The organism is Micromonospora qiuiae, assembly GCF_016863555.1.
Lineage (GTDB): Bacteria > Actinomycetota > Actinomycetes > Mycobacteriales > Micromonosporaceae > Micromonospora > Micromonospora qiuiae.
This window is the reverse complement of sequence record NZ_BOPC01000013.1, coordinates 23,755-50,533: the sequence shown is the minus strand read 5'-3', so window position 1 is coordinate 50,533 and position 26,779 is coordinate 23,755. Positions and strand designations below refer to the sequence as shown.

31 protein-coding genes, 1 tRNA gene and 1 pseudogene are annotated in these 26,779 nt (G+C 70.5%); 16 read left to right on the top strand and 17 right to left on the bottom strand.

What is annotated here, in order from left to right; genetic code table 11:
* The first annotated feature begins 58 nt into the window (after window positions 1-58).
* Window positions 59-406: a helix-turn-helix domain-containing protein gene (locus tag Vqi01_RS31510; RefSeq protein ID WP_372444314.1), complete on the top strand. Its 348-nt coding sequence runs from the start codon at window positions 59-61 to the stop codon at window positions 404-406.
* A gap of 15 nt (window positions 407-421) precedes the next feature.
* On the opposite strand, the gene Vqi01_RS04915 is transcribed toward Vqi01_RS31510, so the two are convergent.
* Window positions 422-1,012 carry a TetR/AcrR family transcriptional regulator gene (locus tag Vqi01_RS04915; RefSeq protein ID WP_204033285.1) on the bottom strand — a complete coding sequence of 197 codons (591 nt, stop codon included), beginning with the start codon at window positions 1,010-1,012 and terminating at the stop codon, window positions 422-424.
* A 79-nt stretch (window positions 1,013-1,091) separates the two neighbouring features.
* Between Vqi01_RS04915 and Vqi01_RS04910 the strand changes: the two genes are divergently transcribed.
* The 9 genes and pseudogenes from Vqi01_RS04910 to Vqi01_RS30575 all read left to right on the top strand — a co-directional run bounded on the left by Vqi01_RS04910 (window position 1,092) and on the right by Vqi01_RS30575 (window position 6,209).
* The gene (locus tag Vqi01_RS04910) at window positions 1,092-1,844 is read left to right on the top strand and encodes an SDR family oxidoreductase (RefSeq protein WP_204033284.1); all 753 of its coding nucleotides are present in this window, start codon (window positions 1,092-1,094) and stop codon (window positions 1,842-1,844) included.
* A 17-nt stretch (window positions 1,845-1,861) separates the two neighbouring features.
* Window positions 1,862-2,662: an MFS transporter gene (locus tag Vqi01_RS04905; RefSeq protein ID WP_307825025.1), complete on the top strand. Its 801-nt coding sequence runs from the start codon at window positions 1,862-1,864 to the stop codon at window positions 2,660-2,662.
* Window positions 2,554-3,027, top strand: a complete 474-nt coding sequence (locus tag Vqi01_RS04900) for an MFS transporter (RefSeq protein ID WP_204033282.1) — start codon at window positions 2,554-2,556, stop codon at window positions 3,025-3,027. Before Vqi01_RS04905 ends, Vqi01_RS04900 begins: the two co-directional genes overlap by 109 nt.
* Window positions 3,028-3,086: 59 nt before the next feature.
* The gene (locus Vqi01_RS04895; RefSeq protein ID WP_204033281.1) at window positions 3,087-3,905 is read left to right on the top strand and encodes a hypothetical protein; all 819 of its coding nucleotides are present in this window, start codon (window positions 3,087-3,089) and stop codon (window positions 3,903-3,905) included.
* Between the two features lie 229 nt (window positions 3,906-4,134).
* Window positions 4,135-4,773 (top strand): annotated as a pseudogene (locus Vqi01_RS04890) (replication initiator); the annotation flags it as partial.
* The gene (locus tag Vqi01_RS04885) at window positions 4,770-4,958 is read left to right on the top strand and encodes a helix-turn-helix transcriptional regulator (protein WP_204033279.1); all 189 of its coding nucleotides are present in this window, start codon (window positions 4,770-4,772) and stop codon (window positions 4,956-4,958) included. The pseudogene Vqi01_RS04890 and the gene Vqi01_RS04885, both read left to right, overlap by 4 nt.
* A gap of 2 nt (window positions 4,959-4,960) precedes the next feature.
* Entirely contained in the window at window positions 4,961-5,707 is a 747-nt protein-coding gene (locus tag Vqi01_RS30585; RefSeq protein ID WP_239098189.1) for a phage integrase central domain-containing protein, read from the top strand.
* Window positions 5,708-5,763: 56 nt separating this feature from the next.
* The gene (locus Vqi01_RS30580) at window positions 5,764-6,033 is read left to right on the top strand and encodes a hypothetical protein (protein WP_239098188.1); all 270 of its coding nucleotides are present in this window, start codon (window positions 5,764-5,766) and stop codon (window positions 6,031-6,033) included.
* Window positions 6,006-6,209, top strand: a complete 204-nt coding sequence (locus Vqi01_RS30575; RefSeq protein WP_307825024.1) for a tyrosine-type recombinase/integrase — start codon at window positions 6,006-6,008, stop codon at window positions 6,207-6,209. Before Vqi01_RS30580 ends, Vqi01_RS30575 begins: the two co-directional genes overlap by 28 nt.
* A gap of 61 nt (window positions 6,210-6,270) precedes the next feature.
* On the opposite strand, the gene Vqi01_RS04875 is transcribed toward Vqi01_RS30575, so the two are convergent.
* From Vqi01_RS04875 to Vqi01_RS04850, 6 genes are all read right to left on the bottom strand, one after another.
* A tRNA-Ala gene (locus Vqi01_RS04875) sits at window positions 6,271-6,347 on the bottom strand.
* A gap of 573 nt (window positions 6,348-6,920) precedes the next feature.
* Complete coding sequence (gene sepX, locus Vqi01_RS04870; protein WP_239098187.1) at window positions 6,921-7,706, bottom strand: divisome protein SepX/GlpR; 786 nt, start codon at window positions 7,704-7,706, stop codon at window positions 6,921-6,923.
* A 184-nt stretch (window positions 7,707-7,890) separates the two neighbouring features.
* The gene (locus tag Vqi01_RS04865) at window positions 7,891-8,532 is read right to left on the bottom strand and encodes a GNAT family N-acetyltransferase (protein WP_372444306.1); all 642 of its coding nucleotides are present in this window, start codon (window positions 8,530-8,532) and stop codon (window positions 7,891-7,893) included.
* 31 nt (window positions 8,533-8,563) lie between these two features.
* Entirely contained in the window at window positions 8,564-9,877 is a 1,314-nt protein-coding gene (locus Vqi01_RS04860; RefSeq protein WP_204033276.1) for a molybdopterin molybdotransferase MoeA, read from the bottom strand.
* The gene (locus tag Vqi01_RS04855) at window positions 9,874-10,827 is read right to left on the bottom strand and encodes a UTP--glucose-1-phosphate uridylyltransferase (protein WP_204033275.1); all 954 of its coding nucleotides are present in this window, start codon (window positions 10,825-10,827) and stop codon (window positions 9,874-9,876) included. Before Vqi01_RS04855 ends, Vqi01_RS04860 begins: the two co-directional genes overlap by 4 nt.
* 9 nt (window positions 10,828-10,836) lie before the next feature.
* Window positions 10,837-12,951 (bottom strand): diguanylate cyclase, encoded by a 2,115-nt coding sequence (locus Vqi01_RS04850; RefSeq protein WP_204033273.1) that lies wholly within the window; start codon window positions 12,949-12,951, stop codon window positions 10,837-10,839.
* Between the two features lie 83 nt (window positions 12,952-13,034).
* Between Vqi01_RS04850 and Vqi01_RS04845 the strand changes: the two genes are divergently transcribed.
* Both Vqi01_RS04845 and Vqi01_RS04840 read left to right on the top strand, forming a co-directional pair.
* Window positions 13,035-13,700 (top strand): 5-formyltetrahydrofolate cyclo-ligase, encoded by a 666-nt coding sequence (locus tag Vqi01_RS04845; RefSeq protein WP_239098186.1) that lies wholly within the window; start codon window positions 13,035-13,037, stop codon window positions 13,698-13,700.
* A 7-nt stretch (window positions 13,701-13,707) separates the two neighbouring features.
* Window positions 13,708-14,118, top strand: coding sequence for an FmdB family zinc ribbon protein (locus tag Vqi01_RS04840; RefSeq protein WP_239098185.1), 411 nt, complete (start codon window positions 13,708-13,710; stop codon window positions 14,116-14,118).
* A 143-nt stretch (window positions 14,119-14,261) separates the two neighbouring features.
* Here the strand turns inward: Vqi01_RS04840 and Vqi01_RS04835 are convergent, their stop codons facing one another.
* Complete coding sequence (locus Vqi01_RS04835) at window positions 14,262-14,444, bottom strand: hypothetical protein (RefSeq protein WP_372444305.1); 183 nt, start codon at window positions 14,442-14,444, stop codon at window positions 14,262-14,264.
* A gap of 68 nt (window positions 14,445-14,512) precedes the next feature.
* On the opposite strand from Vqi01_RS04835, the gene Vqi01_RS04830 reads away from it, so the two are divergent.
* Both Vqi01_RS04830 and Vqi01_RS04825 read left to right on the top strand, forming a co-directional pair.
* Window positions 14,513-14,947: a hypothetical protein gene (locus tag Vqi01_RS04830; RefSeq protein WP_204033270.1), complete on the top strand. Its 435-nt coding sequence runs from the start codon at window positions 14,513-14,515 to the stop codon at window positions 14,945-14,947.
* Between the two features lie 211 nt (window positions 14,948-15,158).
* On the top strand, window positions 15,159-17,966 hold the full coding sequence (locus Vqi01_RS04825) for an NACHT domain-containing protein (RefSeq protein WP_204033269.1): 2,808 nt from the start codon (window positions 15,159-15,161) through the stop codon (window positions 17,964-17,966).
* A gap of 192 nt (window positions 17,967-18,158) precedes the next feature.
* On the opposite strand, the gene Vqi01_RS04820 is transcribed toward Vqi01_RS04825, so the two are convergent.
* Window positions 18,159-18,644 (bottom strand): DUF2231 domain-containing protein, encoded by a 486-nt coding sequence (locus Vqi01_RS04820; RefSeq protein WP_204033267.1) that lies wholly within the window; start codon window positions 18,642-18,644, stop codon window positions 18,159-18,161.
* Window positions 18,645-18,813: 169 nt separating this feature from the next.
* On the opposite strand from Vqi01_RS04820, the gene Vqi01_RS04815 reads away from it, so the two are divergent.
* Window positions 18,814-19,242 (top strand): Fur family transcriptional regulator, encoded by a 429-nt coding sequence (locus tag Vqi01_RS04815; RefSeq protein WP_204033266.1) that lies wholly within the window; start codon window positions 18,814-18,816, stop codon window positions 19,240-19,242.
* Window positions 19,243-19,357: 115 nt separating this feature from the next.
* Window positions 19,358-20,290 carry an oxygenase MpaB family protein gene (locus Vqi01_RS04810; protein ID WP_239098184.1) on the top strand — a complete coding sequence of 311 codons (933 nt, stop codon included), beginning with the start codon at window positions 19,358-19,360 and terminating at the stop codon, window positions 20,288-20,290.
* Here Vqi01_RS04810 and Vqi01_RS04805 read toward each other — a convergent pair.
* The 8 genes from Vqi01_RS04805 to Vqi01_RS04770 form a co-directional block, all read right to left on the bottom strand.
* Window positions 20,206-21,126: a RecB family exonuclease gene (locus Vqi01_RS04805; protein WP_204033265.1), complete on the bottom strand. Its 921-nt coding sequence runs from the start codon at window positions 21,124-21,126 to the stop codon at window positions 20,206-20,208. The genes Vqi01_RS04810 and Vqi01_RS04805 overlap by 85 nt on opposite strands.
* 43 nt (window positions 21,127-21,169) lie before the next feature.
* Window positions 21,170-21,784 carry a MarC family protein gene (locus Vqi01_RS04800; protein ID WP_204033264.1) on the bottom strand — a complete coding sequence of 205 codons (615 nt, stop codon included), beginning with the start codon at window positions 21,782-21,784 and terminating at the stop codon, window positions 21,170-21,172.
* A 40-nt stretch (window positions 21,785-21,824) separates the two neighbouring features.
* Complete coding sequence (locus tag Vqi01_RS04795) at window positions 21,825-22,685, bottom strand: PHP domain-containing protein (protein ID WP_204033263.1); 861 nt, start codon at window positions 22,683-22,685, stop codon at window positions 21,825-21,827.
* Window positions 22,686-22,707: 22 nt separating this feature from the next.
* Complete coding sequence (locus Vqi01_RS04790) at window positions 22,708-23,781, bottom strand: hypothetical protein (RefSeq protein ID WP_204033261.1); 1,074 nt, start codon at window positions 23,779-23,781, stop codon at window positions 22,708-22,710.
* Window positions 23,782-23,969: 188 nt separating this feature from the next.
* Entirely contained in the window at window positions 23,970-24,821 is an 852-nt protein-coding gene (locus Vqi01_RS04785) for a SigE family RNA polymerase sigma factor (protein WP_204033260.1), read from the bottom strand.
* Between the two features lie 104 nt (window positions 24,822-24,925).
* Window positions 24,926-25,801, bottom strand: coding sequence for a PH domain-containing protein (locus Vqi01_RS04780; RefSeq protein WP_204033259.1), 876 nt, complete (start codon window positions 25,799-25,801; stop codon window positions 24,926-24,928).
* A gap of 6 nt (window positions 25,802-25,807) precedes the next feature.
* Window positions 25,808-25,966 (bottom strand): hypothetical protein, encoded by a 159-nt coding sequence (locus tag Vqi01_RS04775; RefSeq protein WP_007455302.1) that lies wholly within the window; start codon window positions 25,964-25,966, stop codon window positions 25,808-25,810.
* A gap of 116 nt (window positions 25,967-26,082) precedes the next feature.
* Complete coding sequence (locus tag Vqi01_RS04770; protein WP_307825016.1) at window positions 26,083-26,775, bottom strand: DUF6758 family protein; 693 nt, start codon at window positions 26,773-26,775, stop codon at window positions 26,083-26,085.
* Window positions 26,776-26,779: the final 4 nt, after the last annotated feature.

Sequence of the window (26,779 nt, the reverse complement as noted above, 5' to 3'; positions counted from 1 at the left end):
ATGAGATCGCCCCGTACATTCGCAGCACCCCGTACGGGCCGCATCGCGGACAGCGGACATCTATCCGACCTGCCGATCCACGAGTCCGCCGCTTCCGCCCGCTACGCGCGGAAGCACGCCAGGCGCGCGAGGCACTGCACTCCGACATCACCCAAGCCTGGTCACTGCCAGAACTTGCCATGAAGGTGCATCTGTCCTCCAAGCAGCTCAGCCGAGTGTTCGTTGCCGCCTACGGGAAACCCCTCTTGCATACCTGACGATGCTGCGCATGCAGGAGATGGCGCGCCTACTTGCCGAACCGGAGATGCCCATCGCGGAAGCAGGCCGACGCGTCGGGTGGCAATCACGCAACCGCGCCACCGAGGCGTTCCGGGAACATTCGGGCGTCATTCCGACCCGGAGTTAATCCTCCCGGGGGCAGTCAGGGCAGTGCCGAGGCCGCGATGCCTGCGATGCCGTCGAGTTCTCGTCTACTGGCGCCGTCGCGGGCACGTTGGACGAGGCCGGCGAGCGTGGCCATCACATAGGCCGAGAGGGTCGGGGAGTCGATCTCGTCGGGCAACTGCCCGGCCTTGATATCTGCGTCGATCTTGGTCTTGAGCTGGGCGCGCTTGGCCTCGCGCAGGCGGGCCATCGCATCTCGCACGTCAGTGTCGGTCGTACCTGCATCCCCCGTGGTGACGAGGCATCCGCGCGGCAGCCCACGGCGCGTGTAGCGGGCGGGCGCTTCGGTGAGGATGCGGCGCATTGCCAGGCTGGCCGTGGGCTCCTCGACGATGGCGGCATCGATGAACCCGCCGTAGTCGCGGTCGTATGCCGCAACAGCCTCGTCGAACAGGGCGCGTTTGCCGCCGAAGGCGTTGTACAGGCTGGGCTGCCCGATCCCCAACTCTTCGCTGAGGTCGCGCACGCTGGTCGCCTCATAGCCGCGGGTCCAGAACAGTCGGATCGCTCGGTCCAGTGCCTCGTCCCGGTCGAAGGCCCGGGGCCTGCCACGTGTCGCCGTCACCATGCGACCAATTTTAGGGCATCCGCTACATAATCTGCTACCGTCGAATTATCTAGCAGTCGCTACACAACAGGAGGAACGCATGGCCACACTCGACGGCAAGACCGCACTGGTGACGGGCGGCGGGCGCGGGATCGGACGCGCGATCGCACTCCGACTGGCCACCGACGGGGCTCGGGTCGCGGTGCACTACGGGGCCAGCGCGGATGCTGCGACCGAGGTGGTCGAGCTGATCCGGGCTCGCGGCGGGGATGCGTTCGCGCTCCAGGCGCAGCTCGGCGTGCCGGGCGATGCGGCAGCGCTGTGGTCGGCGTTCGAGCGGCACGCCGACGGGGTGGACATCATCGTGAACAATGCGGGCGCCCTCGGCGCGCGCGAGCCGTTCGAGGACGTGACCGAGGCGGGCTTCGACGACGTGTTCGCGATCAACACCAAGGCCCCGTTCTTCATCGTCCAGCAGGGCCTGACCCGGTTGCGCGATGCAGGGCGGATCGTCAACGTCTCCACCTCGTTCACCCACGGCTCCCGCAACCCGGACCTGCTGGCGTACTCGATGTCGAAGGCCGCGATCGACGCCTTCACCGGGGCCCTTGCCAAGCACCTCGGCCCGCGCGGCATCACCGTCAACGCCGTCGGCCCGGGCGCGACCGCCACGGACATGAACGCCGCCCGGCTCGCTACACCGGAAGGCCGCGACGCGATCGCCTCCCGATCCCCGCTCAACCGAGTCGCCGAGCCCCAAGACATCGCCGACATCGTCGCGTTCCTCGCCTCACCCGATGCGCGATGGGTGACCGGGCAGTGGATCGACGCGACCGGCGGAGCGCTGCTGTAATGCCGCGCGCGATCTAGATCATCGGGTTCGGCATCTTCGCCCAGGGCACCAGCGAACTCATGCTCGCCGGACTCCTGCCCGACATAGCCACCGACCTCGGCGTGACCATCCCGCAAGCGGGCGGGCTGATCAGCGCGTTCGCGCTCGGGATGCTCATCGGCGCACCCGTGCTCGCAATCCTCACCCTCCGCTGGCCACGCCGCCTCGCCCTGCTGGTCTTTCTCGGCGTCTTCATCGCCACGCACATCGTCAGCGCGGTCACCGACAGCTACGGGCTGCTGTTCGCGATGCGGTTCGTCGGCGCGTTCGCCTATGCCGGGTTCTGGGCCGTGGGCGCGTCCACCGCGATGGGGATGGCCGGCCCCGCGCGACGCGGTCGGGCGATGAGCATCGTGGCCAGCGGGCTCACCGTCGCCACCGTGATCGGGCTGCCCGCCGGCACCTGGATCGGGCAGCACCTCGGCTGGCGCGGCGCGTTCTGGGCCGTCGCGATCCTCTCCGCCATCGCCGCCGTCGCAACCATCGCCGCCATCCCGACCCTCCGCCCGGAGAACCCGCCGAGCATCCGCGCCGAACTGCGCGGTCTCACCCCGCCAAGACTGTGGCTGTCCTACGCGATGACCGCGGTCGCGACCACCGCGCTGATCGGCACGTTCTCCTACCTCGCGGCGATGCTGCTGGCCACCACCGGCCTTGATGGGTGCCCGCCGTGCTCTTCGGCTACGGGCTCGGCGCCCTCATCGGCATCACCATCGGCGGACGAACCGCCGACCGCTACCCCAGGGCGATCCTCGGATTCGGATTCGCCGGGCTCCTGATCACCTCCGCACTGCTCGCCTTCGCCGCCGCCCACCTGGTCGCGACGATTGTCCTGGTCTTCGCTCTCGGACTGATCGGGTTCAGCACCAACCCCGCCCTGAACTCCCGCTTCATGGCCATCGCACCGAACGCGCCGACGCTCGCCGTCTCCGGCAACATCTCCGCGTTCAACATCGGCATCACGGCAGGCCCCTGGCTCGGCGGACTCGCCCTCACCGCCGGCTACGACTACCCGGCCGTCCCCGCCATCGGTGCCGCCGTCGCGGCCATCGCCCTCGCGCTGTGGGGGTGGGACCTCATCATCCAGACCCGCCAGCATCGAGCCCACGCACCAACGCTCGAACCCACCGGCGCGCGGGGCTGAAAGACTGACGGATGCACGCCCAGAAACGACATGCCCCAAACCCTTTTGCGGGGGCATAAGTGCGTGGACCGCCCGACGACTTTCAGGCGTTGCTTGCCCGGAACAAGACGTACTTTCGGCCCGTCGGCCCGGCAGCGTTCGACTGTGTCCAGGTGGTATTCATCCGCGACGGTTCAGCCATCCTCCTAGGCGAGGCAGGGCAAGAGCCGGTCAGCATCGGTGACGTGCTGCTGCTCGGCCCGAACGTGCTCTACGGTGCCGAGCCCGAGGGGCACGTCACCGTCACGACCATCTACCTTGACCTCGACTACCTGCTCGACCAAGTCTTCTGGCAGCACAGCCACATCCTCCGCGACCGCCTCGACGCGCAAGGCTTCGCCGAGACCATCTACGCGGAGGCGGCGCAAGTACTGCGGATCGGCGAGCAGCGAGTGAGTCTGCTGCTTCCTGCTTTGGATGAGCTGGTTGCAGTCAGTATCGACGGTGGGTTGCATCGGTTCCACCGGATGCAGTCTCTCTGGTTCGCGATCGTGGATCAGATTGCGCCGTCCATCCGCGTCACCCGCACGCGACAATCAGCCTCGCAACGCGCACGTATTCACCCGACGCACCTTCGTGCTCGTCAGTTCACGCCAATGCGTCCGGAAGCGCGGACCGCACTCGACCTGCTGCTCCGACATCGCCGCGCCGTGGACTCTCGACATGCTGGCCGACGCGGTGCATTTGTCATCGAAGCAACTCGGCCGGGTGTTCTTGGAGACGTACACCGGCCTCACTCCAGGCCAGTACCGCACGTCGTATCGGTGGTCGATCAAGCCGACGCCCGATCCCGCCGCACGTGCGTCAAGTCTGCCTTGACATTGTCAACTCAAAGTTGACCGACCATCGTCTTGCCCTCCGGCCGCAAAGGCTGTGACATCTGCGGCGATAAATCTCGGTCGCGCCTCGCTTGAAAGAAGTGTGGCAGGTCGGAGAACGCGGAGGGCAGGGCTCCGATGGCGGCTGGTTCTCGAGGTCGATCGGCGGCGCGGCATCCGGCCTTGGCGAGGCTGGCGAGTCTGTTCGTGGCGGTCGTGCACCTGGCAGGTGATCAGCCGATGCATTCCCGATGTCCTGGCCGACGCGGTCCGCTCCGCGGCTTCCTCGGTCCGGGTCGACACCACCCGGCCGGACGGCGCGCCCCTTCCTCTCGGTTGGGGTGAGCAGGTCGACGTGAAGGACATCACAGCTACCGACATCGACGTTGCCGACAACGCGGGTGACGACGAGGACCAGGCGGTGGCCGACACCCGGCTTGCCGGCTACATCGCCAAGTACGCCACCAAGGGCACCGAAGCGACTGAGACCGGAGACCGCCGCATCCGCTCACAGATGCACATTGACCGGCTCACCGTCTCCGACCATCACCGCGCCATGATCCAAACCGCGTGGGACCTCGGCGGCCTCGACCAGTACGCCGATCTCAAGCTTCGGCACTGGGCGCACATGCTCGGCTTCCGGGGCCACTTCCTCACCAAGTCGCGGATCTACTCCACCACCTTCAAGCGCCTGCGCGCGGAGCGTCAGGCTCACCAGCTCCGCACGGCGCTCACTGACGCCGGTCTGCCCGAGGACACCGACGTCCTGGTCGTCAACGACTGGCAGATCCTCGGCATCGGCTACGACACCCCCGAGCAACTCGAACTCGCCGCCGCGATCGGAGACCGCATCCGAGCCGCGCGGCAAACGCGAAAGGAACCCGAATGAACGCCACCCCCACCACCGAACGGCTGTGGAGCGTGACCGACGTATCGGCGTTCCTCGGCATCCCCGTCGGCACTCTCTACCAGTGGCGGCACCGACGAATCGGCCCCCGCGCGTCCCGCGTCGGTCGGCACCTCCGATACAACCCCGCCGACGTGCGGGCCTGGCTCGACCAGAAGGCGGCCTGACGATGTCCATCGATGACCTGTGGTACCTCACCAAACGCGGACCGGACAAGAAACGGCTGCCCTCCAAGCGACACGGCCGGGGCAAACGCTGGCGGGTCCGCTACACCGATGCTGCTGGTGAAGCTCGGGAGAAGCTGTTTGAGCGCAAGGTCGACGCGGAAGCTTTTGACCTGAGCGCCCGTGCCGGGATCGCGGAAGAGACCAAGGTCGACCAGGCGGAACGACAGGTGACGTTCCGTGAGTACGGCGAGCGGTGGCGGCTCTCGCGTCAGATCGGGCAGGCCCTCGACTACCAGCGGCACACGGAGTCTCGTCTTCGGCACCATCTCTATCCGTACATCGGCAAGCGGCAGATGCAGGCAATCACGGTTACCGACGTGATGGAGTGGGTGGCGCTCCTGCTGCGGAACAACGTGGCGCAGTCCTCGGTGAAGACCTACTTTGACCTGTTCAACGCCGTCATGAATGCGGCTGTTGCAGACAGGGTGATCTCTGACAACCCGTGCAAGGCGGTGCGGTTGTCGGCGATCCTGCGGGGTTTCTCTCGGGCTCCGAAGTGGGTGCCGACCGATGAGGACATGCTCGCCCTGGTCGACGCCGTTCCCGACCGCTGCCAGGCGGCCATCTGGTGCGGCGCGGGTGAAGGGCTGCGGCTGGGTGAAGTGCTCGGCCTGGAGGACGGCGCGGTGCGTCGATCGACTTCGCCAGGAACTGCACGTGGTTCAGCAGCTCCGCTTCCACAAGAGTGAGTACGGCGGCTTCTACCTCGCTCCGCCGAAAGGCAAGTTCGGTCGCTGATGTCGACTTGGACGACCATGTGGCGTTGGTGCTCGCGGAGCACGTCCGCAAGTATCCGCCGGTGTTGGTGGAGCTGCCCGACATCACTGCGGGGACGCCGGACCCGGGGAAGCAGACGAAGCGCCGGGCGGTCCCGCTGTTGTTCACCGACGAGCAGGGCAAGCCGATTCATGATCAGCGCTGGTCGGACTTGTGGCGTGGGTGGCGCAAGGCGGCGGGGTGGCCTGAGAGGAAGGCACGTTTCACTCTCTGCGGCACTACTTCGCGACTCGGCTGATCACCTCGGGTGCCGACCCGACCGATGTGCAGAACGCTCTACGGCACTCCAGCCTCCGCATCACGTTGGAGACGTACGTGCATTGGTGGCCGAAGAAGAACCGTCGCCGCAACATCGTCAGCACGGCGCTTCGGAAGGCTGCGGGGAACCGTTCGGGGTCGGCGCTTCCGGGCTGAGTTGTGCCGGATCTGTGCCGGATGATCAATGACCAGCGTTTCCGCTGGTCATTGGCGTTACTGGTGGAGCTGAGGGGATTTGAACCCCTGACCCCCTCGATGCGAACGAGGTGCGCTACCGGTCTGCGCCACAGCCCCTCCGCCGGCGGACCGGCGTCGGTCCCACCCGGCTGACACCGGGCGGGCCGGCGACAAGGCTAACAGGTCAACCATCCCCACTGCGAACCGCCCCGCCCGCCGGCGCCAGCACCCATAGGCGTGCCAGCGCCAGCGCCGGTGCCGGCAAGATCCGCACAACTTCTCCGAAGTTGCGGCCTCAACCACCGCCGGAGGCAGCAACTTCCCCGTAACTGCGGTGCACGCGCGGACGCTCTACGGCGCACGCACGTACGGACGTTGCGGGTCGGGCGCACGTACGGATGACCCGAGGCGCACGCACGCGCGGATGACCCGGGGCGCACGCACGCGCGGATGACCCGGGGCGCACGCACGCGCGGATGCCCTGCGGCGCGCGCACGCGGGGACGTTGCGGGTCGTGCAGGTGCCGAGGTCGCCCAGCGAGGCCGCGGGGGTGGGGCACTCCCCCACGCGCTGCTCGCCCCCGAGTGCGGCGCGCCCGCGGTGTTAATAAGGGGCCCTTCCTCTACCGCAGGCGTTAAAAGGGGGCCCTTCCTTACACCCTCACCCTCACACCCTTACACCCGTGCTTGCTTACATGCCGCGGCCGGCTTCGTAGGGGCGGCCACGGAGGCCGCCGGCGCGGCGGTAGGAGACCGAGCCGCCGCTGGCGGCGGCGGGAAGGTCGGCGGGGCGGTCCAGGCCCATGGCGGTACGGCGGACGGCCTCCCGCTGGGCGGCCAGCCGACGCTGAGCCTCACGGCGGGCGGCGGCGCGTCGGGCTTGTTCGCGGCGCACCTCGGCCTGTCGGGCGGCCAGCCAGGCGGCCTCGCGGGCACGGGCGCGACGTCGGCGGCGTTCGGCCACGGCGCGGGCGCGCAGGTGGAAGACGTACACGACCAGCAGGGTGGCGGTGACGGCGAAGCTGATCCAGAACCCGGGACCGACCACCACCACGCCGACCAGTTCGACGCCGTTGAGCAGGACCAGGGCGGCGAGCACCCGGCGGCGACGGTAGATGGCCGGGGTGTGCTGGCGACGCCGATCGGGACGGCGGCGGGGCCGGCTCGCGGCTGGCGGTACGGCGCGCAGCCGGCTCTGACGACCGGAGCGGCCTGCGGCGGGTGGTCCGGAAACAGGCACGGTTAGCCCGCCGGAGCTGGCCTCTTGGCTGAGGGTGACCACCAGACTGCGAGGTGCGTTCACCGGGCGCCGACCCGGGACAGTGCGGCGTCGTCGGCGGCGCTCGAGCACCCGCGCCGTCGACTGCGCCCGCTCCGCCACCAGCCGCTCGGCGGCGTCGTACCGGCGGACCAACGCCGGGGCGAGGGCGAGCAGACCGGCGGCGGCGAGGACGGCGAGGAGCACCGAGGTCGGCACCCTCACCCCTCCCGTCACCGAATTCGGAGCAACCGCCGCCCGGCCGCAGGATCTTCCACCGACCGGCATCGTCGGCGTGAATCGTGCAGGTCGGGCAGCGCCTGCCGCAGCTTGCAGTTACCTGAGGTTACGGGTCACCGCTCTGGGAACAACTGCGCCGCGCCGATTCCAGACGTGGGACGGCTCACCGGGCAGCGGCGCGCAGCCGGTGCCAACGGGCCAGCAGGCCGCCCTCGGCGGCGACTTCCTCACTGGTCATCGCGTACCCGATGTGATCGCGCCAGGCACCGTCGATGTGCATGTAGCGCGCGTGGTACGCCTCCTCGCGGAAGCCCAGCTTCTCCACCACCCGGCGGGACGGCCGGTTCTCCGGGCGGATGTTCACCTCTACTCGGTGCAGGCCACCGGGGCCGAAGGCGTGATCGACGGCGAGCGCCAACGCGGTGGGAATCACGCCACGGCCGGCCACCCGACGGTCCACCCAGTATCCGACGTAGCCGGAGCAGAACGCCCGGCGCACGATGTTGCCCACGTTGAGGTGGCCGACGAAACGCTCTGCACCGCCCTCGCACAGGCAGACCGCGAACGGCATCCCCTCGCCGGTACGCGCCGAACGCCGCTGGTCGCGGTGCATCCAACGGAAGGTGGCCGGCGAGTTCAGCTCGGCCCAGTCTCCGGCCAGCGACGACTCCCAGGGTGCCAGCCAGTCTCGGTTGGCGCGGCGCACCTCCGACCAGGCGGCCGCGTCCGAACGCCGGTACGGCCGCAGCAGCACCGGGCCGTCGGCGAGCACCACCGGCCAGCCGGGCGCCCGTCTGAGCCGCACCGATCCTCCAACCCCGAGCGTCAGCGGCGATTCACCGTCGGCGGTCCAGCAGCAGCACATCCACGGTGGAACCCGCAGCGGCGGCGGTCACCCGCTCGCCAAGGACGAGAAGACCATTCGCTTCTGCCAGGCCGGAGAGGGTGAACGGGCCGCCGTCGAGCGGTTGGACAGTGTATCCCCCGCCACGCCGTTCGGCGACGTGGGCGGGCCGGAACTCGCGCAGCCCGGCCGGTGAGGAGACGGTCTCCAGCAGATGTGCCCGCACGCTGGGGCGAAACACCGGCTCGGCGCCGGCCAGCAGGTTGATCGCCGGGCGGGCCAGCACCTCGAAGCCGATCATCGCGGCGCCGGGGTCGCCCGGCAGGCACACCACGGGCACCTCCTCGGCGCCGACGGTGCCGAACCCGAGCGCGGTGCCCGGGTAGAGCGCCACATCGGTGAAGGTGACGGGGCCGGCCCGGCCGCCCTCCCGACGGGACAGGATCCGGCGGACCATGTCGCCCGGCCCGGTGCCGGTGCCGCCGGTGGTGATGATCAGGTCGGCGCGCAGGGTCTGGTCCTCCAGCAACCCGCGCAGCCCTTCCGGGTCGTCGTCGCAGATACCCACCCGGTACGCCAGGGCACCCGCCTCCGCCGCCGCAGCGGTCAACGCGTGCGAGTTGGCGTCCACCACCTGGCCGGGCTGGCTGCCCCGGCCCACGTCGACCAGCTCGTCGCCGGTGGCCACGATGACCACCCGTGGGCTGGGGCGGACCACCACGTGCCCGATCCCGGTGGCGGCGAGCACGGCGACCAGGGCCGGTGTGACGTACGTGCCGGAGCGGGCGAGCAGGTCTCCGGCGGCCACCTCCTCGCCGGCCCGGCGTACCCCGTACCCCCGTTTCGGGACGCGGAAGATCTCCACCGCGGCCATGCCCTGGTCGGTCCATTCCACCGGCACCACCACGTCCGCCGCGATCGGCAGCGGCGCACCGGCGGCGACCGAGAAGCACGAGCCGGGGGTGAGCCGGACCGGCCGCCAGCTCGCCGCGCCGAGATCACCGACCACGTTGAGCCGCACCGTGCGGCCCCCCGGCCCGCCGGACTGGATCGGGACGTATCCCGCCCCCCGAGCCCCGCCGGCGATGTCCTCCCAGCGCGCCGCGTACCCGTCGACGGCCGCCTGGTCGAAGGCCGGGAAGGCGTGCGGTGCGACGACGTCCTCGGCGAGGACGTTGCCGTACGCCTGGGTGAGGTCGAGGTCGAGCGGAGGCAGCGCGCGTAGCCTGCGCAGCACGCTGCCCAGGTAGTCGGCGAGCCGCGTCAACCCGTTTTCGGCCGCCTCGGCGTCGGCCGGCGCGGTCATGTATTCGGACCGCCCGACGCGTCGCTGTTGACGAAGTCGGTCAGCCACTTGCGGAATTCGCTGCCCAGGTCCTCGCGTTCGGCAGCGATCTGGACCACGGTCTGCAGGTAGCCCAGCGGCATGCCGGTGTCGTAGCGGGTGCCCCGGTAGACGATGGCGTGCACCGGTGTGCCCTCGGTACGCAGCAGCTCCATCGCGTCGGTCAGCTGGATCTCCCCGCCGCTGCCGGGCGGGGTCCGACGGATGGCGTCGAAGATCTTGCCGGGCAGGACGTAGCGGCCGAGCACGGCGAGGTTGCTCGGCGCCTCCTCCGGTGTCGGCTTCTCGACCATGCCGGTCACCTTGACGACCTCGCCGATGTCGGTCAGCTCGGGCTCCGCCGGCTCGACCGAGGCGATGCCGTACCGCTTCGTCTCGGCCGGGTCGACCTCGAAGAAGGCGAGCACCACGCCACCTGTACGGGCCTGGAGTTCCAGCATGGCCGGCAGCAGCGGCTCGGAGAGCTTGACGAACTCGTCGCCGAGCAGCACCGCGAAGGGCTGGTCACCGACGTGCGACTCGGCGTACCCGACCGCGTGGCCGAGGCCGAGTTGCTCCGGCTGCCGGCATGTGTAGATGGCGGCCAGCTCCTCGGTCCGCTTGACGGCGGCGAGCAGGTCGGGCTTCTGCGCGAGCCGCTCCTCCAGGTCGGGGCGGCGGTCGAAGTGGTCCACCATGGATGTCTTGCCGCGGCCGGTGATCAGCAGTACGTCGCCGATCCCGGCCTGGGCGGCCTCCTCGACGATGTACTGCAACACCGGCCGGTCGACGACCGGCAGCAGTTCCTTGGGAACCGCCTTGGTGGCCGGCAGGAACCGGGTCGCCAGGCCCGCGGCCGGGATGACCGCTTTGGCGGCACGGGGACGGCCGCTGACGACGGCCGCTGAGGGGTTCGCTGAGTGCTCCGACATGTCGCGAGACTATCGGCCATGGCCGTACCTCGGCGGGTGAGGACCAGAAGACGCGCCGCCCGCCTGACCGGTTCTGCCGGTGCCGGCAGAACCCACCGCGGTGGGTTCGCCGCCTCCGTGGGCTCGTGCCGCCCGCCAGGTGTCCCGGCCGGCCGCCTTGGCCGCATAGAGCGCCTCGTCCGCTGCCTCCAGCACCCCGGCACCGGTATCGGCGTGGTCCGGATAGACGGCGATGCCGATGGAAACCGTGACCGGGATCGACTCCTGGACCCCGGCGTGTCCGACCACCGCGACCGGGGTGGTGCGGATGGCCGCGCCGAGCCGCTCGGCGACGATCGCCGCACCGCGAGCGTCGGTCTCCGGCAGTAGCACCACGAACTCCTCCCCACCCTGCCGGAAGGCGAGATCCACCTCCCGGATCTCGCCTCGTACCCGGCGGGCGAACTCGACCAGCACGGTGTCACCGGCCGCGTGGCCGTAGGTGTCGTTGACTTCCTTGAACCGGTCCAGGTCCAACGCGAGGACGCTCACCATCCGGCCGAACCGGGTGGCCCGTTCCACCTCTCGTCGCAGCGATTCACGCAGGTAGCGGTAGTTCCACAGCCCGGTGAGCGGGTCGGTGAGCGACAGCCGCTGGGTCTCCTCGTGGACGCGTACGTTGTGCACCGCCACCGCCGCGTGTCCGGCGAAGGTACGCAGGGTGGCCAGGTCGTCGTCGTCGAACTCCTCCCCGCCGAGCCGGTCGTAGAGGGCGAGCACCCCCAGCGTCGGCGCGACCCCGGCTCCGGTGGCGGCCGGCGGGCCCTCGGTGGGGCGCGCCGCCGGGGGTCCGGCCAAGGGCACCGCGATGTACGTCCGGCAGCACGGCTCGCCGGGCGGCCCCGTATCGGTCGCCAGCCGGCCCCGGCAGGGTTGCCCGGTCACCACTACGTCGCCGACCACACCGCCGCCCAGCGGTACCCGGAGCGGTCCGGTGCCGGGCCGCCACCCGTCGAACCCCTCGGTGCATTCGACGACGAGGCCGTCGTCCTGCGCGTTGAGCAGCACCGCGCCGGCCCGGGCGCCGGTCGCCGCGAGCGCGCTGTGCAGGATCACCCGCAGGATCCGTTGCAGGTCGTGAGTGCTGGCCAGAGTGTCACCGAGCACGGCCAGGTGCCCACGCAACTGGTCTCGACTGCTGGCCAGCGCCGCCAGGTAGCCACCGGTCTCGCGGGTCAGCCGGTTGACGGCATCGGCCAGCTGACCGATCTCGTCGCCGTCGCGTACCGGGACCCGGGCGGTCAGGTCACCGGCGACCACGCGGTCCACCGCACCGGCCAGTTCCACCAGCGGCCGGGTGGCCACCCGGGCCAGCCGCCAGGCCGCGACCACCCCCAGCAGAGCGGCGAGCAGCACCACCCCGACCAGTACCGCGTACAGGCCGGGTGGCTGGTCGCTGGGCACCGAGAGCACCAGCGGCAGCGGCTGCCCGGCGGCCGGGCCAGCCCGGCGCAGGTAGCGGCCGTCGGGGGTGCTGGTGACGCGATCGCCACGCAGGGCGGAGGCGGCGGCGAGCACGGCCTCCAGACCGCCGGGAGACTCGGTGCTGTGGGCCACCCGCGCGGGTGGGATTGTGCCGTCGAGCAACGTCACCGCGACCCCGGTCACGGCCGCGAGCCGCGCCACGAACGCCGGGTCCACCGGCTGCGCCGCAGCGACCGTGCCCAACGTCGTGCCGGCCGTGTCGCGCAACTCCACCCGGGCCACCAGCGCCCCGACGGGGCCACCGAACGGTGCCGATGTGGTGCAGTCCCGCCAGGGCGCCGGCGGCGCGTTCGGGGTCGCGTAGCTGACCCGGCCGGTCACGTCGGTGACCTGCACGGCAGCGGCGAGGCCCCGGTTGACCACCTGGGCGGCCACGCCCGCGTGGTCGGTGGTGAGGGCGACCGCGTCCGCCGCGGCGCGCAGTTGCTGGCAGAGTGCGTCTATCGAGGTACGCACGGCTGTTGCCGCCACCGCCAGCCGCTCGGTGGCGCGGCTACGGTCCACCGCCGCCACGGTGGAGGCGACGAACGCGCCACCGAGCAGGACCGGACCGAACGTCACAGCCAGGAAGGCTGCGGTCAACCGCCCGCGTAGCGTCAACACTTCCTCCCGGAAGTTGCGACCGTCGCCTGCGATGCTGACACAGAGCGACCAAGATGCAGGCGTTGCGTGAGGAGTGTTGCGTGCCGGATTTTGCGCAGGACGCGGAAGTGACCCATGAGGCGAAGCGGGAGCGGAGAGTCGCGCTGCTCGCCCGCCGCCGGGCCCTGCCCGAGGCCGTCCGTCGGGATGCGGCGGCACGGGTCCAGGCCGAACTGGTGGCCCTGGTACGCCGCCTGCGGCCGGGCCGGATGGCCGCGTACGCGCCGGTCGGCACCGAGCCCGGCGGACCGGACCTGCCGACGGTGCTCGCCGACGCGTTGCCGGCGGGGGCGCAGTTGATCCTGCCGGTCCTCCGCGACGACCTGGACCTGGACTGGGCCGCGTGGGCCGGGCCGGCGGCGATGGTGGCCGCCGGCCGGGGCATCCGCGAGCCCGCCTCACCCCGGCTCGGGGTGGCCGCGATCGCCGCCGCCGAACTGGTCGTGCTGCCCGCGCTGGCGGTGGATCGACGCGGCGTACGTCTCGGCCGGGGCGGCGGCTCGTACGATCGGGCACTGGCCCGGTTGGCCGCGACCGCCCGCACGGTGGTGCCGCTGTACGACGGCGAACTGCTGGACGCGCTACCCGCCGAGCCACACGACCGGCCGGTACGCGCGGTGGTCACCCCGACCGGTGGTCTGCACCCGCTGGCGGCCCCCTCGGGTGTCGTACCCCACACTTCCGCTGGACGAATCAGGGGACGATGACGCACCATTGGCACTCGAATACGTCGAGTGCCAACCGGCCGTACCAGATCCGGAGGAGAACGTGCCCACGTACCAGTACGCCTGCACCGCGTGCGGTCACCAGCTCGAGGCGGTGCAGTCCTTCTCGGACGACCCGCTGACCGACTGCCCGGCGTGCGAGGGGCGGCTGCGGAAGCTGTTCAACTCCGTCGGCGTCGTCTTCAAGGGCTCCGGCTTCTACCGCACCGACTCCCGTAAGCCCGGGCCCGACAGCGCGTCGAGCAACGAGACGAGCAAATCCGAGAAGTCTGGGAAGTCCGACTCGTCGTCCTCCGGTTCGACGACCTCGACCTCCTCGTCGACCGGCTCCACCAGCGGCTCGTCGAACGGCACCTCGGGCGGGGGCGCGAGCAAGGCTCCGGCCACCGCCACCACCTGAGCAGCAAGGAAGGGCCCCTTATTAACGCCTCGTGCGGTAAAGGGGCCCCTTCTTAACACCTGCCGCCGAAGCGCTCGGCACGGGCAGCCGAAGTTTCAACACCTGCAGCCGAAGCGCTCAGCAGATGCCGCGGCGGCGGGCGGTCAGTCCCAGTGCGGCGGGCGCTCGGCGAGCAACCGGTCGTCGTTGCCGCCCGCCAGCTCTCCCCAGCCGTGGTCGGTGTCGTCGACGGTCTGCTCGGGCAGCACCACGAAGTCGTCACTCAGGTCGACCGTACGGTCGTCGTCGCTCCGCCTGTCGGTATCCCGCGTACTCACGAGCGGCAAGGGTAACGCAGCCCGCGGCGGCGCGGCCTGACCGTCGGGTAGTGCGGTGGTTGGTAGCGTCGGAGGGCGTGACGACCCCCCGCTCCGGCCCGGCGCCCGACGATCAGTGGCGCCGGCCCGATTCCGGTGCCGGGTCAGCGCCCGGCGCCCCGGCGGGCCACCCTGCCCCAGCAGATCGTCCCGCGCCGGCCAGCGGCAGCCCCGAGCAACCGCCGGCCCCGCCAGCCCCCGCCCCGGCCGGTGGGAGCCCCGGGCCACCGATCCCGCCAGTTCCCGCCCCGGCCAGCTACCTCGGGCCACCGCCCACCATCGCCCCGCCGGCCGGCTGGCGGCCGGAGGTGCACCTGCGGCCGAACCCGCCCCGGCAACTACCGCCCCAGGACATGACCGCCCTGGACGCCGAGGAGCAGCGGGCGCAGCGGGTGACCTGGGCGGTGGGCCTGGTCGCCGCCGCCGTCCTGCTCCTGCTGGTCTGCCTGCTCTGCTCCCGGGCGCTGCGCTGAAGCCACCAGGCCGGGCCTAGGCACCGCCTCGCGGACCATGAGTGCTGCTTATCCGACCACTGCGGCACGAGGACGAGAGCACGAGTGAGCGGCGCCGGCGCCGATACCCGTGGTGGACGGCGCTGATCTGTCTTCGACCACGACCGGTCGAATCTGCCGCCTTCCGGTCAGTTGGTCGTCAGCCTCTATGGGCAGTGGCATACTCGCACGAGTGTCGATCGAAAGCATCTTTACGAGATCCAGCGCGCAGGCGGCAAGATACCTCGGCTCGACGATCGTGAAGACGCTCAAGACGAAACGGCTCGCGGAGAAGGCCCCGCACCCGATCGCCCAGAAGACAATCGCCGAATTCCTCGAACGCCTGACTCCCGCAACAGCCACCGAACTGCACGGCTTCCTCGAATCTGCACAGTTTGACTACTTGGCGAACCAGGTCCTGTCGTGGCAGATGACTGGCTGGCACGAAGACCGGCGCGCGGAATTGCTGCATGACTTCCGCAGCAACTTGGGCCGCATTACCGGCATGGAGAGAACCGACGTCTGGGTCTGCGCCGACATTCTCCTGCAATTACTTACCGTGGTCATCGCGGACACGGCGACGCGCGTTGACAGGAACGTGCATCCCCAAGCGGTCAGCGCTGCCACCGCCATGGCCTGCCAGCACCTGAGGAACAACGACTTCATCGCCTACTTGCGCAATCTCACGGCAATTGAAGAGTACAGCACGCGGCTGCGGGACCAGGTCGCCACGCTCCGGTCCAAACTACGCCTGGCCCATCTCGCGAGCGGTCCGGTAACCGGCTACGACGGTCTTCACGTCGAGCCCTCGTTCAGCCGAGGAGAAGATGCCACTCGATTGTTCGACATCCACCAACTGGTCACGGCCTACAGCCGGCTGGTCGTTCTGGGCGATCCCGGCGCCGGCAAGTCCACCTTTGCTGCGAAACTGGCCTTCGATCTCGCAACCGACCGCGTGCCCGGATTCGTCGGCAAGGTGCCGTTCCTGCTCCTCGTGCGCGAGTACGCGCACATGCTTCAGGGCGGACACACTCTCAACGACTTCCTGGACGCGACCTCGCACAATCCGTATAACCTGACGCCACCCGACGATGGGCTGGAGTACCTGCTGAAATCGGGTGCCGCAGTCGTGATCGTTGACGGTGTGGACGAACTCGGCACGCCCGAGGCCCGCCGCCGTTTTGGCGAATTGGTGGAAGGATTCGCCAGCAGGTATGCGGCGACTCAGATCGTGGTCACCTCGCGAATCGTCGGCTACGACGACGCCCCGCTCGATCCACATCGCTTCTTCCGCGCACGGGTACAACCGTTCACCATGGCGCAGTGCCGGCAGTACGCCTTGAATTGGTTTGCCCTCGACGACGAGTCGACGCCGGAGCAGCAGGAGCGAATGGCGCACGGTCTCATCGCCGAGACCGACCCCGTCGACGATCTGCGCCGCAACCCGCTCCTGTTATCGCTACTGTGCTCGGTTTACGCCTCGAAGCACTACATCCCGCGGCACCGTACCGAAATTTACGAACAGTGTGCCGAACTTTTGTTCGAGCGCTGGGACAAACGCCGCGAGATCTTCGTGCCCCTGAAGTACGTGGTTGACGTTCGGCCCGCAATTACCGAACTCGCCTGGCGGCTGTTCTGTGATCCGTCCAAGCGCCAAGCCATGCGGAAGCGGGAGATCCTTGACTTCCTGACCCGCTACCTGCGGGAGGAACGGTATGCGACTGACCACGAAGCCGCTGCCGCCGCCCAGGATTTCCTGGCATTTTGCGCCGGCAGGGCATGGGTGCTCACCGAGATCGGAACGGTTGACCACGAGCCGCTGTACGGCTTCACACACAGCACCTTCCTGGAGTACTTCGCCGCCCTCCAGCTGGTCCGGCAGAAGGAGACGGTCGAGGCCACATGGCAGGCCCTGCGACCACACATCGGCGACGCATCGTGGTCGGTGATCAGCGAGCTCGCGGTGCAGATCCTCGACCGTAACAGCAACGGCGGCGCCAACCGGTTCGTGGGCCATCTGGTACGTGACCAGGTCGAGGCGACCGAAGCCGTCCGGCTGAACTTCGCAGCCCGGCTCACCTGTCACCTGACGCTCAACAACGTGTCGCTCCAGAACCTGTGCCTACGCGCAGTCGACCGCTCGTGCGCGGTCCCGGCGAGCCTCCGACGACGGTTCCTGGACCACGGGCCCCGCAGCGAGGTCCGCTTTATCGATCAGCCCCTGTCTGATCTGCTGCTGGTTTCGCTACCAGAGAACGCGAGCCGCGTCGCGAAGTACGTCGTCGACGCCCTGCTCGACCGATCAGAGGCCGCCGACCATGTCGACTGGCGCGAGAACACGCCGGATTTCCTACTCGCCTTCCTGAGGAGCTTCTCGCGAAAGAACAACGAGACGTCCCAGTACATCACCGCGCGCATGCATGAGCTGCAACTCCCGCCCGGGGCGCGCCAGTGGGAGGCGCTGTTCAACCCCCAACCCGAGCACCTGTCTGAGCACGGCCTCGGGATCCTCTATGAGGAAACCCTCGTGGGCCAGGTTGGGCTCCCCTCGAACGCACAGGTCCTGCTGGCACTGGCGCTGGCCAACGACCAGGGCAACACGTTCGACGACCATCTCCAATGGTGGCTGCCCCAACTTTACGACTTCATGATCGGCCAGCCATGGCCTTGGCTGATCTCTCCAGTGTCACACGGGCACGGCTACGCGGCCGTCCGCGACGAGGCCGCCTTCCTTGCCCCACGCGTGTCGACGGCACGGTTCATGCGCCTGCCGCGAAGGGCACGGTCGGCGGCGCTCCTGATGTTGCTTCCCTACGCGCAGTTGTTCACTCCCGCCCCGACCGATTCACCGAGCAACATCGTCAACCTGCTGAGCCTCGCCCGGCACCAGCCCGATCGCATCAATCATGTGATACGCGCGATTGATCAATGGGATCTGGACCCCTACGCCTACGGTTTGCTCATGCAATACCTCCATGGAGAGGCATCCCCGATCGGCTAGGTCCTGCATTGGGGATCACGAGTCTCGCTCGTCAAGCGGGGTATGGCGCGAGGTGGTCTCACGAACCATGAGTGGGCGGTGCCGGCACCGTTGCTGCCGGCACCGCCCCTGCGGGTCGGCCGGTGGCGGGGCCACCGGATCGCCAAGCGGAAGCGGCGGGGACGACGCGGAGGCCAACCACGCAGACAGCGCTCAGTCGAAGGTGTTGCCCCAGACCATCTCGGCACCCGAGTGGCCGGCCAACCAGGTGTAGACGACGGCGAGCACGCCCAGCCCCACCACCGCGACCGACAGCACCGGCGGCACCCAACGCGGCAGTCTCGATGCTCGGGGGTGGCTGCCGGTCGCCGCCAGCAGCAGGATGACCGCCAGGGCGAGACCCAGCGTGTAGCGGAACAGCAGCTCGCCGTACTCGGCATGTTCGTTGATCTTTTTCAGGATCTCGCCGGAGAAGCCCCGCGCGATCTGCCGTTCCTGGAGCGCCTCGCCGGACTCTTCGGCGACCCAGGCGGTGACCGGCGCGACCACCGCCAGGATCCCCACCGCCCAGTCCAGCCGCGGCCAAAACCGCGGCAGCGCGATGTAGGCGACGGCGAGCAGCACCAGCAGCGGAACGAAGACCACAACCGCGTGTACGACCAGCACGTGCACGGGTAGACCCAGCACCTTCTCGAACATCGGACCTCCGGCGTAGGTGATGGAACGTCAGGGTACGGCGGTGCCTTCCACCCGCCCAGACCCTCTTGGTGCACACGCGAAACCGACCGGCCGGGTTCAACCGGGCCCGTGCCGGCCGGGAGCCCGGCACCTGGTTGTCGCGTCACGATCGCCGTGCTGTCATTGACGTATGTACAGCGGGGAGGAACTGCTCCGGTCGCGTGGCCTGCGCGTCACCCGGCCGCGCCTCGCCGTTCTCGACGTCCTGGCCGAAGGGGGCCACCTGGAGGTCGAGGAGATCACCCGACGGGTCCGCCAGCGCCTCGACTCCGTCTCCGTGCAGGCGGTCTACGACGTGCTGGGCGCGCTGTCCCGCGCCGGCCTGTCCCGCCGGATCGAGCCGGCCGGCAGCCCCGCCCGCTACGAGGCCCGCGTCGGTGACAACCATCACCACGTGGTGTGTCGGAGCTGCGGCGAGATCGCCGACATCGACTGCACCGTCGGCAGCAGCCCCTGCCTCGACCCGGGCCGCGGCCACGGCTTTCAGGTGGACGAGGCGGAAGTGACCTTCTGGGGGCACTGTCCCGCCTGCCAGGTCCGCCGCGACGCCGACGACTGACCGCGCGACGGCAACGACTGACCGCGCGACGCCGACGACTGACCGCGTGACGGCAACGACTGACCGCGCGACGGCGACGACTGACCGCGCGACCGGGGCATGGCACGCTTGACTGGTGGATGCCCATGACGTCGGACTGTTCGGTCCCGGTTCGGTCACCTGGAAGCTGCACGCGGAGCCGATCCTGTTCCTCGCCGGCCTGCGGTCGCTCTACCTCCAGGCGCTGCACCCGCGGGCGATGGCCGGGGTCGCGCAGAACAGCAACTACCGCCGGGACGCCTGGGGGCGCCTGATCCGCACGGCCAACTACGTGGGAACCACGGTCTTCGGCACCTCCAGCGAGGCGGAGGAGGCCGGGCGGCGGCTCCGCCGGCTGCACGGCAGGATGACGGCGGTCGACCCGGCCACCGGTGAACGGTTCCGGATCGACGAGCCGGACCTGTTGCGCTGGGTCCACGTCACCGAGGTGGAGTCGTTCCTCGACACGGCGCGCCGCGCCGGCGTACCGCTGGACGCGACGGAGGTGGACGGGTATTACACCGAGCAGCGGCGAAGCGCCGCCCTGGTCGGGCTGGACCCGGAGACCGTCCCCGGCACTGCCGCAGAGGTGGCAGAGTACTACCGGCGCGTCCGGCCGGAGCTGCGGATGACCCGGGAGGCCGCCGAGACAGCCCTGTTCCTCACCGCGCCGCCGCTGCCCTGGCGGCTCAGCCTGCCCGCCCGGCTCGGGCTCAACCTCGGGCCACCCCGCTGGGCCTACCTGGGGATCGCCGGCACCGCGCTCGCGCTCCTGCCGGCCTGGGCCCGGAGACTGTACGGCGGGCTGGGCCTGCCCACCACCGCCCTCTCGGCCGACGTGACCGTACGCGCGCTGCGGCTCGCCCTCACCGCGCTGCCCCGTGACTGGCGGGAGGGCCCGATGCAGCGCGCAGCCAAGGAACGTGCCGCCCGACTGGGCGGCACTCAGCCCTGCTCCGGGGGGCGTTCCACGGCGGCCCACGGGTCCTTCCCCGGCGCGGCGGCACCGGCCGGGCAGGTCCGCCGGTAGTCACACCAGGCGCACCGCGGCCCGGGTGTGGTCGGGAAGGCGTCATCCGGATCGTCGCCGTCGGCGACCGACCGCTCGGCCGCCATGATGTCGCGAGCGGTCTCCTCGGCCCGGGTCACCTGCCGCGCCAGCGACTCGGCGGTGTGCTCGTGCGCCGCGACGGTGCCGCTCGGCAGGTGGTGCAGTTCGACCCGGCGGCAGGGCCGGCGGAACACCCGCTCGGCCGCGTACGCGTAGAGCGCCAACGCCTGCGAGCCGCGCGCGTCGTCGGTGTCCAGCGCGGCGCGGCCGGTCTTGTAGTCGACGATGGCCAGCTCGGGGCCGTGAGCACCGGCCCGGGCGTCGATCCGGTCGGCACGGCCGTTGAACGCCAGCACGCCGGTCTTCGCCGCCACCACCCGCTCCACCCCGACCGGTTCGTCGGCCGGATCGAGCCCGTCGACGTACGCCTCAAGCCAGCCCAACGCCCGCCGGTAGACGTCGCGTTCCTGCTCGTCGTCACGGTAACCCTCGCGCACCCAGGTGCCCTTGAGCAACGTGGGCAGCACCTCGGGGCGACGCCGGTCGGGCGGCAGGGCGTACCAGTTCTTCAGGGCGGTGTGCACGCTGGCGCCGAGCGAGTTGTGTGCCCACGGCGGCCCCTTCGGCGGAGCCGGACGGTCGACGTAGGAGTAGCGGTAGCGCCGCGGACAGTCGGCGTACGCGCCGAGTTTGCTCGGGGTGCAGACGAACAGCCGCTCCGGCATGCCCTCGAAGCCGAGCTGCTCGGGCTGCGCGTCGCGGGGTCGGGGCGCACGACCACCGGCGGGTCGTCCGGTCGGGAAGGCTCGTCGCACGCCGATGATCCTGCCACCCACCTCCGACACTTCCGCCGACCGGTCAGCCCGCGCCGGTGAAGTCGGCCACAAAGGCGAAGATCGCGTCCGCAATGAGCTGTACGGCGATCGCGGCCAGCAGCAGGCCGGCGATCCGGGTGACCACCTCGATCCCGCCGGGACGCAGGATCCTGACGATCCCGCCGGAGAACCGCAACACGATCCAGACCGCCAGCATCACCGCGACGATGGCGACGGCGATGGCGACGTAGTCCCCCACCGCCTCGGCCTGCTGCACGAAGAGCATCGTCGCCACGATCGCGCCGGGTCCGGCCAGCAGTGGCGTACCGAGCGGCACCAGGGCGATGTTGGAGGTGGCCTGCTTGGTCGGGTCGTCGGTCTTGCCGGTGAGCAGCTCCAACGCGACCAGGATCAGCAACAGCCCGCCGGCCGCCTGCAACGCCGGCAGATCGACGTGCAGGTAGGCGAGCAGGGTCTGGCCGGCCACCGCGAAGACCACGATGACACCGAGCGCCAGTGCGACCGCCTGCCAGGCCGCCCGGTTGCGCTCCCGCGCCGACAGCGGCCCGGTCAGCGCAAGGAAGATCGGCATCATGCCCGGCGGATCCATGATGACCAGCAGGGTCACGAAGACCCCGCCGAAGAGCTTGAGATCCACCCGGTCACGGTAGCCGTGCCGGGCGGCACCGAAACCCCGGTCAGCCGGAAGCGACCTCGGTCACGCCGGACGAGGCGGCGACGATCCGCTCGTACGCCTCGGGTTCGGTGGTGAAGGCACCCAGCCGGACGGTCTTGTGGGTGCCATGAAAGTCCGACGAGCCGGTGACCAGCAGGCCCAGCTCGGTGGCGAGCCCGCGTACGTGCGCCCGCTCGGCGGGCGAATGGTCCTCGTGGTCGGCCTCCAGCCCGGCCAGACCGACCGCCGCCAGCTCGGCGATCAGCTCGTCCGGCACGATCCGGCCACGCCGGGTGGCCCTGGGGTGGGCGAACACCGGCACGCCGCCGGCCGCCCGGACCAGCCGGACGGCCCGGAAGACGTCGATGTCGTCCTTGGGCAGCCGGTACCGCTCCCCCAGCCAGTCCGGGCCGAATGCCTCGGTGGTGGTGGCGACCAGGCCGGCCTGGATCAGCGCATGGGCGATGTGTGGCCGGCCCACCGTTCCGCCGCCCGCTGCGGCCAGGATCTCCGTCCAGCTCACGTCGATGCCGTCGGCCCGCAGCAGCGCGACGATCCGCTCGCCCCGTTCCGCGCGGGCGATCCGTACCCGGGCCAGCTCGGCGGCCAGTTCCGGAAAGTCCGGATCGAAGAGGTACGCCAGCAGGTGCAGCGGCACCGGCGGCTGTTCGCCGGACCAGCGGCAGGAAAGTTCGGCTCCCCGTACCAGCCGCAGCCCGCGCGGCAGCGCCCGCAGCGCCGGCTGCCAACCGGCGGTGGTGTCGTGGTCGGTGATCGCCACCACGTCCAGCCCTTCGTCGGCGGCGGCGTGGACCAGCTCTGCTGGGCTGAGCGTGCCGTCACTGGCGGTGGAATGGGTGTGCAGGTCGATCCGGGCGATCATCGCCCGAGGCTACCGGCCGGCATCAGCCACCGCTCACCACCACCGGGCGTATCCCGTCGGGAAGGCCGGCAATGACGAGCGGCTCGGCAGGGCGACCGGCGGTCACCCGGTCGACGTCCATTCGGATCAGGCGGCCGGCGGCGTCGGCGTAGTAGGCGGTGCCGGGCCTGCTCCAGACCACGTCTCCGGTCGCCGCCAGCCCGACCGGAACCGGATCGACGGACGGGTCGAGCCGGCGCAAGTCGACCAGTACCGCCCCCTCCTGCCGCCCGGACCGCCCGTTGACCAGTAGCCAGCGTCCGTCCGGCGAGACCGAGCCCGGTCCGTCGCCGCTCAGCTGCGGGCCGCATTCCCGGCCGGCCGGGGTGAGGCCCGCCGGGTTGAGCACGGTCAGGCAGGACTTTTCCGGCGAGCCCTCGGTGATCTCAGCAACGAGGCGTCCGTCGGGCAGCGCGCCGAAAATTCGGTTGCTGGCCCGGTCGGTGCCCGGGTCGAGCGGGCCGGGTTGCAGACGCCACAGCACATGCCCGGGACGGTCGGGAGCGAGCCGCACCAGGACGGCGCCGCCGACGAACCGCAGCGGCACGGCTTCGGCCGGCGCCTCCGCGCGTACGGTGGCGACCAGCTCCTTGTTGACGACCTTGGCGGCGGCCAGCGCTGTGCCCTGCTTCCAGGCGACCTGCTGGCCCCCCTCGTCCAGGACGATCTCGTCGGCGCCGCCGAGCAGCACCCGGGCGGTGCCGTCCGGTGCCACCGCCCAGAGAAATCGGCCGGCCAGGCTCGGTGGCCCGATGACCAGCCAGCCACGATCGTCGGCGAGGCGGTGCGCGCGCTCGATCCCGCCGGTGTCGACGAGGGGTACCCGTCTCCCCTGCGCGGTGGCGATCGTTCCGCCCAGCACCAGGTCGACGTCGGCGAGCGGGGCCCCGGTGCCGGGGCCGGTCGGCGGGCTGCTCGGGGCCCAGGTCACCGTCGACTCGGAGTCCGGCTCGCCGATCACCACGGTGCTCCCGGTCGGCGGCCGTTCCCCGCCCAGTTGCATCGCCGCGGCGGTGGCGAGGACGACCACCATCGCGGCGAGACTCGTTCCGGCCACGGTCCGGCAATGCTGGATGCGGTTCGCCCGCCGGATGACCGCTGTGGCTCGGTCCCCGGCAGGGACATGCGATGCCGCCGCCTGCCGGACGAACGCCTCCCGGACAGCACGTTCCAGTTCGTTCTGCCCCACGTTCAAGGAACGGCCCGGAGCCCTCTCCGGGTTGTCACGGTCTCCGGAACCAGCGCTCACCGACGCTCTCCCGCCAGGGCACCGCTCGGCTGCGCGACGACCGGCGGTCGCTGTCCGGACCGGCCGGAAAGGTCACCAGTTGGCGCCGGCAGTGGCTCGGGCGCCGGCCGCACCGCGCCGGCCATGCCGCCCGGCCGGACGGCGACCGGCTCGGCCCGGGCCGCCGTGCCGAGGAGCGAGTCACCCGGCCCGCTCTGCGGCGTTCCGCCGGCCCGCCGCGCCGTGGTCAGCCCGGACCGGCCGGTCGTCACCGGCCCGCCGGGACGGCGGGTCGTCGCCCGCGTGCCGGAACGGCCGGTCGCCGCCTGCGGATCGCCAGCGGGCGGGGCATCGGAGCCGGGCAGTGCGAGCGCGTCCTCCGTGCCGATCCGCCGACGCAGGGTGGCCAGTGCCCGAGAGGTCTGGCTCTTGACGGTGCCCCGCGAGATGTCGAGCAGGGCGGCGGTCTGCGCCTCCGACATGTCCTCATAGAAGCGCAGCACCAGCACGGCGCGCTGTCGGGCGGGCAGCGCGCGCAGGTGCCGCCAGAGCACGTCCCGGTCGAGTTGCTGCTCGATCACGTCGGCGGCGGCCCGCTCGGGCATCACCTCGGTGGGGCGCTCGCCGTGCCAGCGGCGTCGCCACCAACTGGTCGAGGTGTTCACCATGACCCGGCGGGCGTACGGCTCGATCGCCTCGATCCCGCCGAGCCGCTTCCAGGCCAGGTAGGTCTTGGTCAACGCGGTCTGGAGGAGGTCCTCCGCGGTGCCCCAGTCCCCGGTGAGCAGGTACGCGCTCCGCAGCAGCGCGCCGGAGCGGGTCGTGACGAAATCACGGAACTCCTCCTCCAGCGGGTCGCTGTCGGCCACGCGCCACCTCCGTTCCTGGTTTCGTCCAGGCAGCCTGCCATGCCGGACCAAGCGGGTCGAGGGCGAAGGGGTTTGCGGCAGCTCCAGCGTGCGGCCGGAGGATTTCAAGCGCCGTCGTCGGCCTTGGCCTCGTCCTGCTCCTTGCCCAGCCGCGCCTCGACCGCCTGCGGCTCGTACATCTCTTCGACGACGCGCAGGTAGAGCTCGTTGGGGTTGGGCAGGTTCTTCACCTCGCGCAGCGCCTGCTCCTGACCGGCGGACTCCAGCACGAAGGTGCCGTAGTTGAGCGCGCGGCCGGCCGGCGACTGCTCGTACTTCATGTCGGTGACCCGGGTCAGGGGCATCATCGCGACCCGTCGGGTGATGATCCCGTTGACCACCATGACCCGCTTGTTGGTCAGGATGAAGCGGTCGTACCACCAGTCGGCGACCCGCCAGGCCACCCAGCCCATGACCGCGAACCAGAGCAGGACCGCGATCGTGGTGAGCGCCCCGACGTCCTGCCCGGCGAGGAAGCCGGAGAGGTAACCGAGCACGAAGGTGGCGGCGATGCCGACGATGAGCGGGGTGGTGAGGTGGATCCAGTGCCGCTTCCACTCGCCCCGGTAGCGCTCGGTCGGGAAGAGGTAACGCGCGACCAGCGAGCTGGGTTCGTCCTCCAGCGGCAGGACCCGGCGCGGGGTCATTCCACTGGCGTCGGCCCGCAGCCCCGCCAACTCCTCCTCGGAGATCTGCGGCGGCTGGTAACCGGCCTCGGGATCCCGCACCCAGGCGCGCCCCGACCGGCTCTCGCCGGCGTAGCCCGGGCCGTCACCGTAGCCCGCGTCGTCGGAGAAGACAGGGCCGTCGGAGCGGCGGGGGTCGGAGCCGTAGCCCGGACCGTCATCGGGATCGATCCGGGGAATCGGCTCGGTGTCACGCTCCCGACGAGCCCGGTCGGGGTCGTCGGGATCAAAAGGCGGGCCGGTGGGGCTTCCCATCGGCGGCTAGGCGACCAGGCTGGTGAAGAAGTCGCCGAAGCCCTGGGCGATGTCCATGATGCCGCCACCCAGTGACTTGAACACGTCTGCGGCGGAATTTGGCCGGTAGGCGACGAAGAAGATCAAGAATGCGATTCCGGCCCAGGTGAGGACCTTCTTGACCATGGCGGGCCATCCTCTCGCGCGGCGCCGGGTCCCATTACCGCAGCGGCACCCAGAGTATCAGCGTGGTGTCTTACCGTGAATATCTGCGTCCGTTCTCCGACATTCCGGGGAGCTTGTCAAGCCCTCCCGTGCAGATACGGAGACGGTGCGCCGTACACGAGCTCGGACGGCGTCCACTCGACCAGGTCGTGCAGCACCACGTCCTCCGCGAGCAGATGCCCCGCACTCGCCGGCCAGGCTATCGCATACAGCCACAATCCCCGAGCCTCACCGGCGTACGCGCTTCGATCTGTCAGCGAATTCACCAACCACAGTGGAGTGGGATGGCCGGCCACCCGGATTCCCGCCCGCCCGACATGCCCGGGATGCCCGGGACCGGGCTCGGTCAATGCCTCGGCCAGCTCCGGTCCCGCGTCCGGGCCGGGCACCCCCGCGTACCGCGCCCCCAGGCCCACCCCCGGTTCCTCGGCCACGAAGACCAGGTCGGCGGGGCCGCCACCGAGCGGTGCCGGGCCGGCGCAGGCGATCGCGGTGGCGCGGACCCCGAGCCGGTCATCGCCGGCCCACGCCACGCCGGTCGTCGTCCAGCCCGGCGGCAACGGCCATGGGCACCACAGCGGCACCGCCCGCCGCCGCTCCGCGTCCGCCTGGATGCGCTCGACGACGCTGGCCACGATCTCGGCGCCGATGCGCTCCGGCACGTGCAGCGGTGCCACCGGCCCGCAGTCGAGGCAGCGCGACTCGCCGTGCATCAGGTCCGGCGACCGCACCGATCCACCACATCTGGGGCAACTCACCGCGACACTCATCACA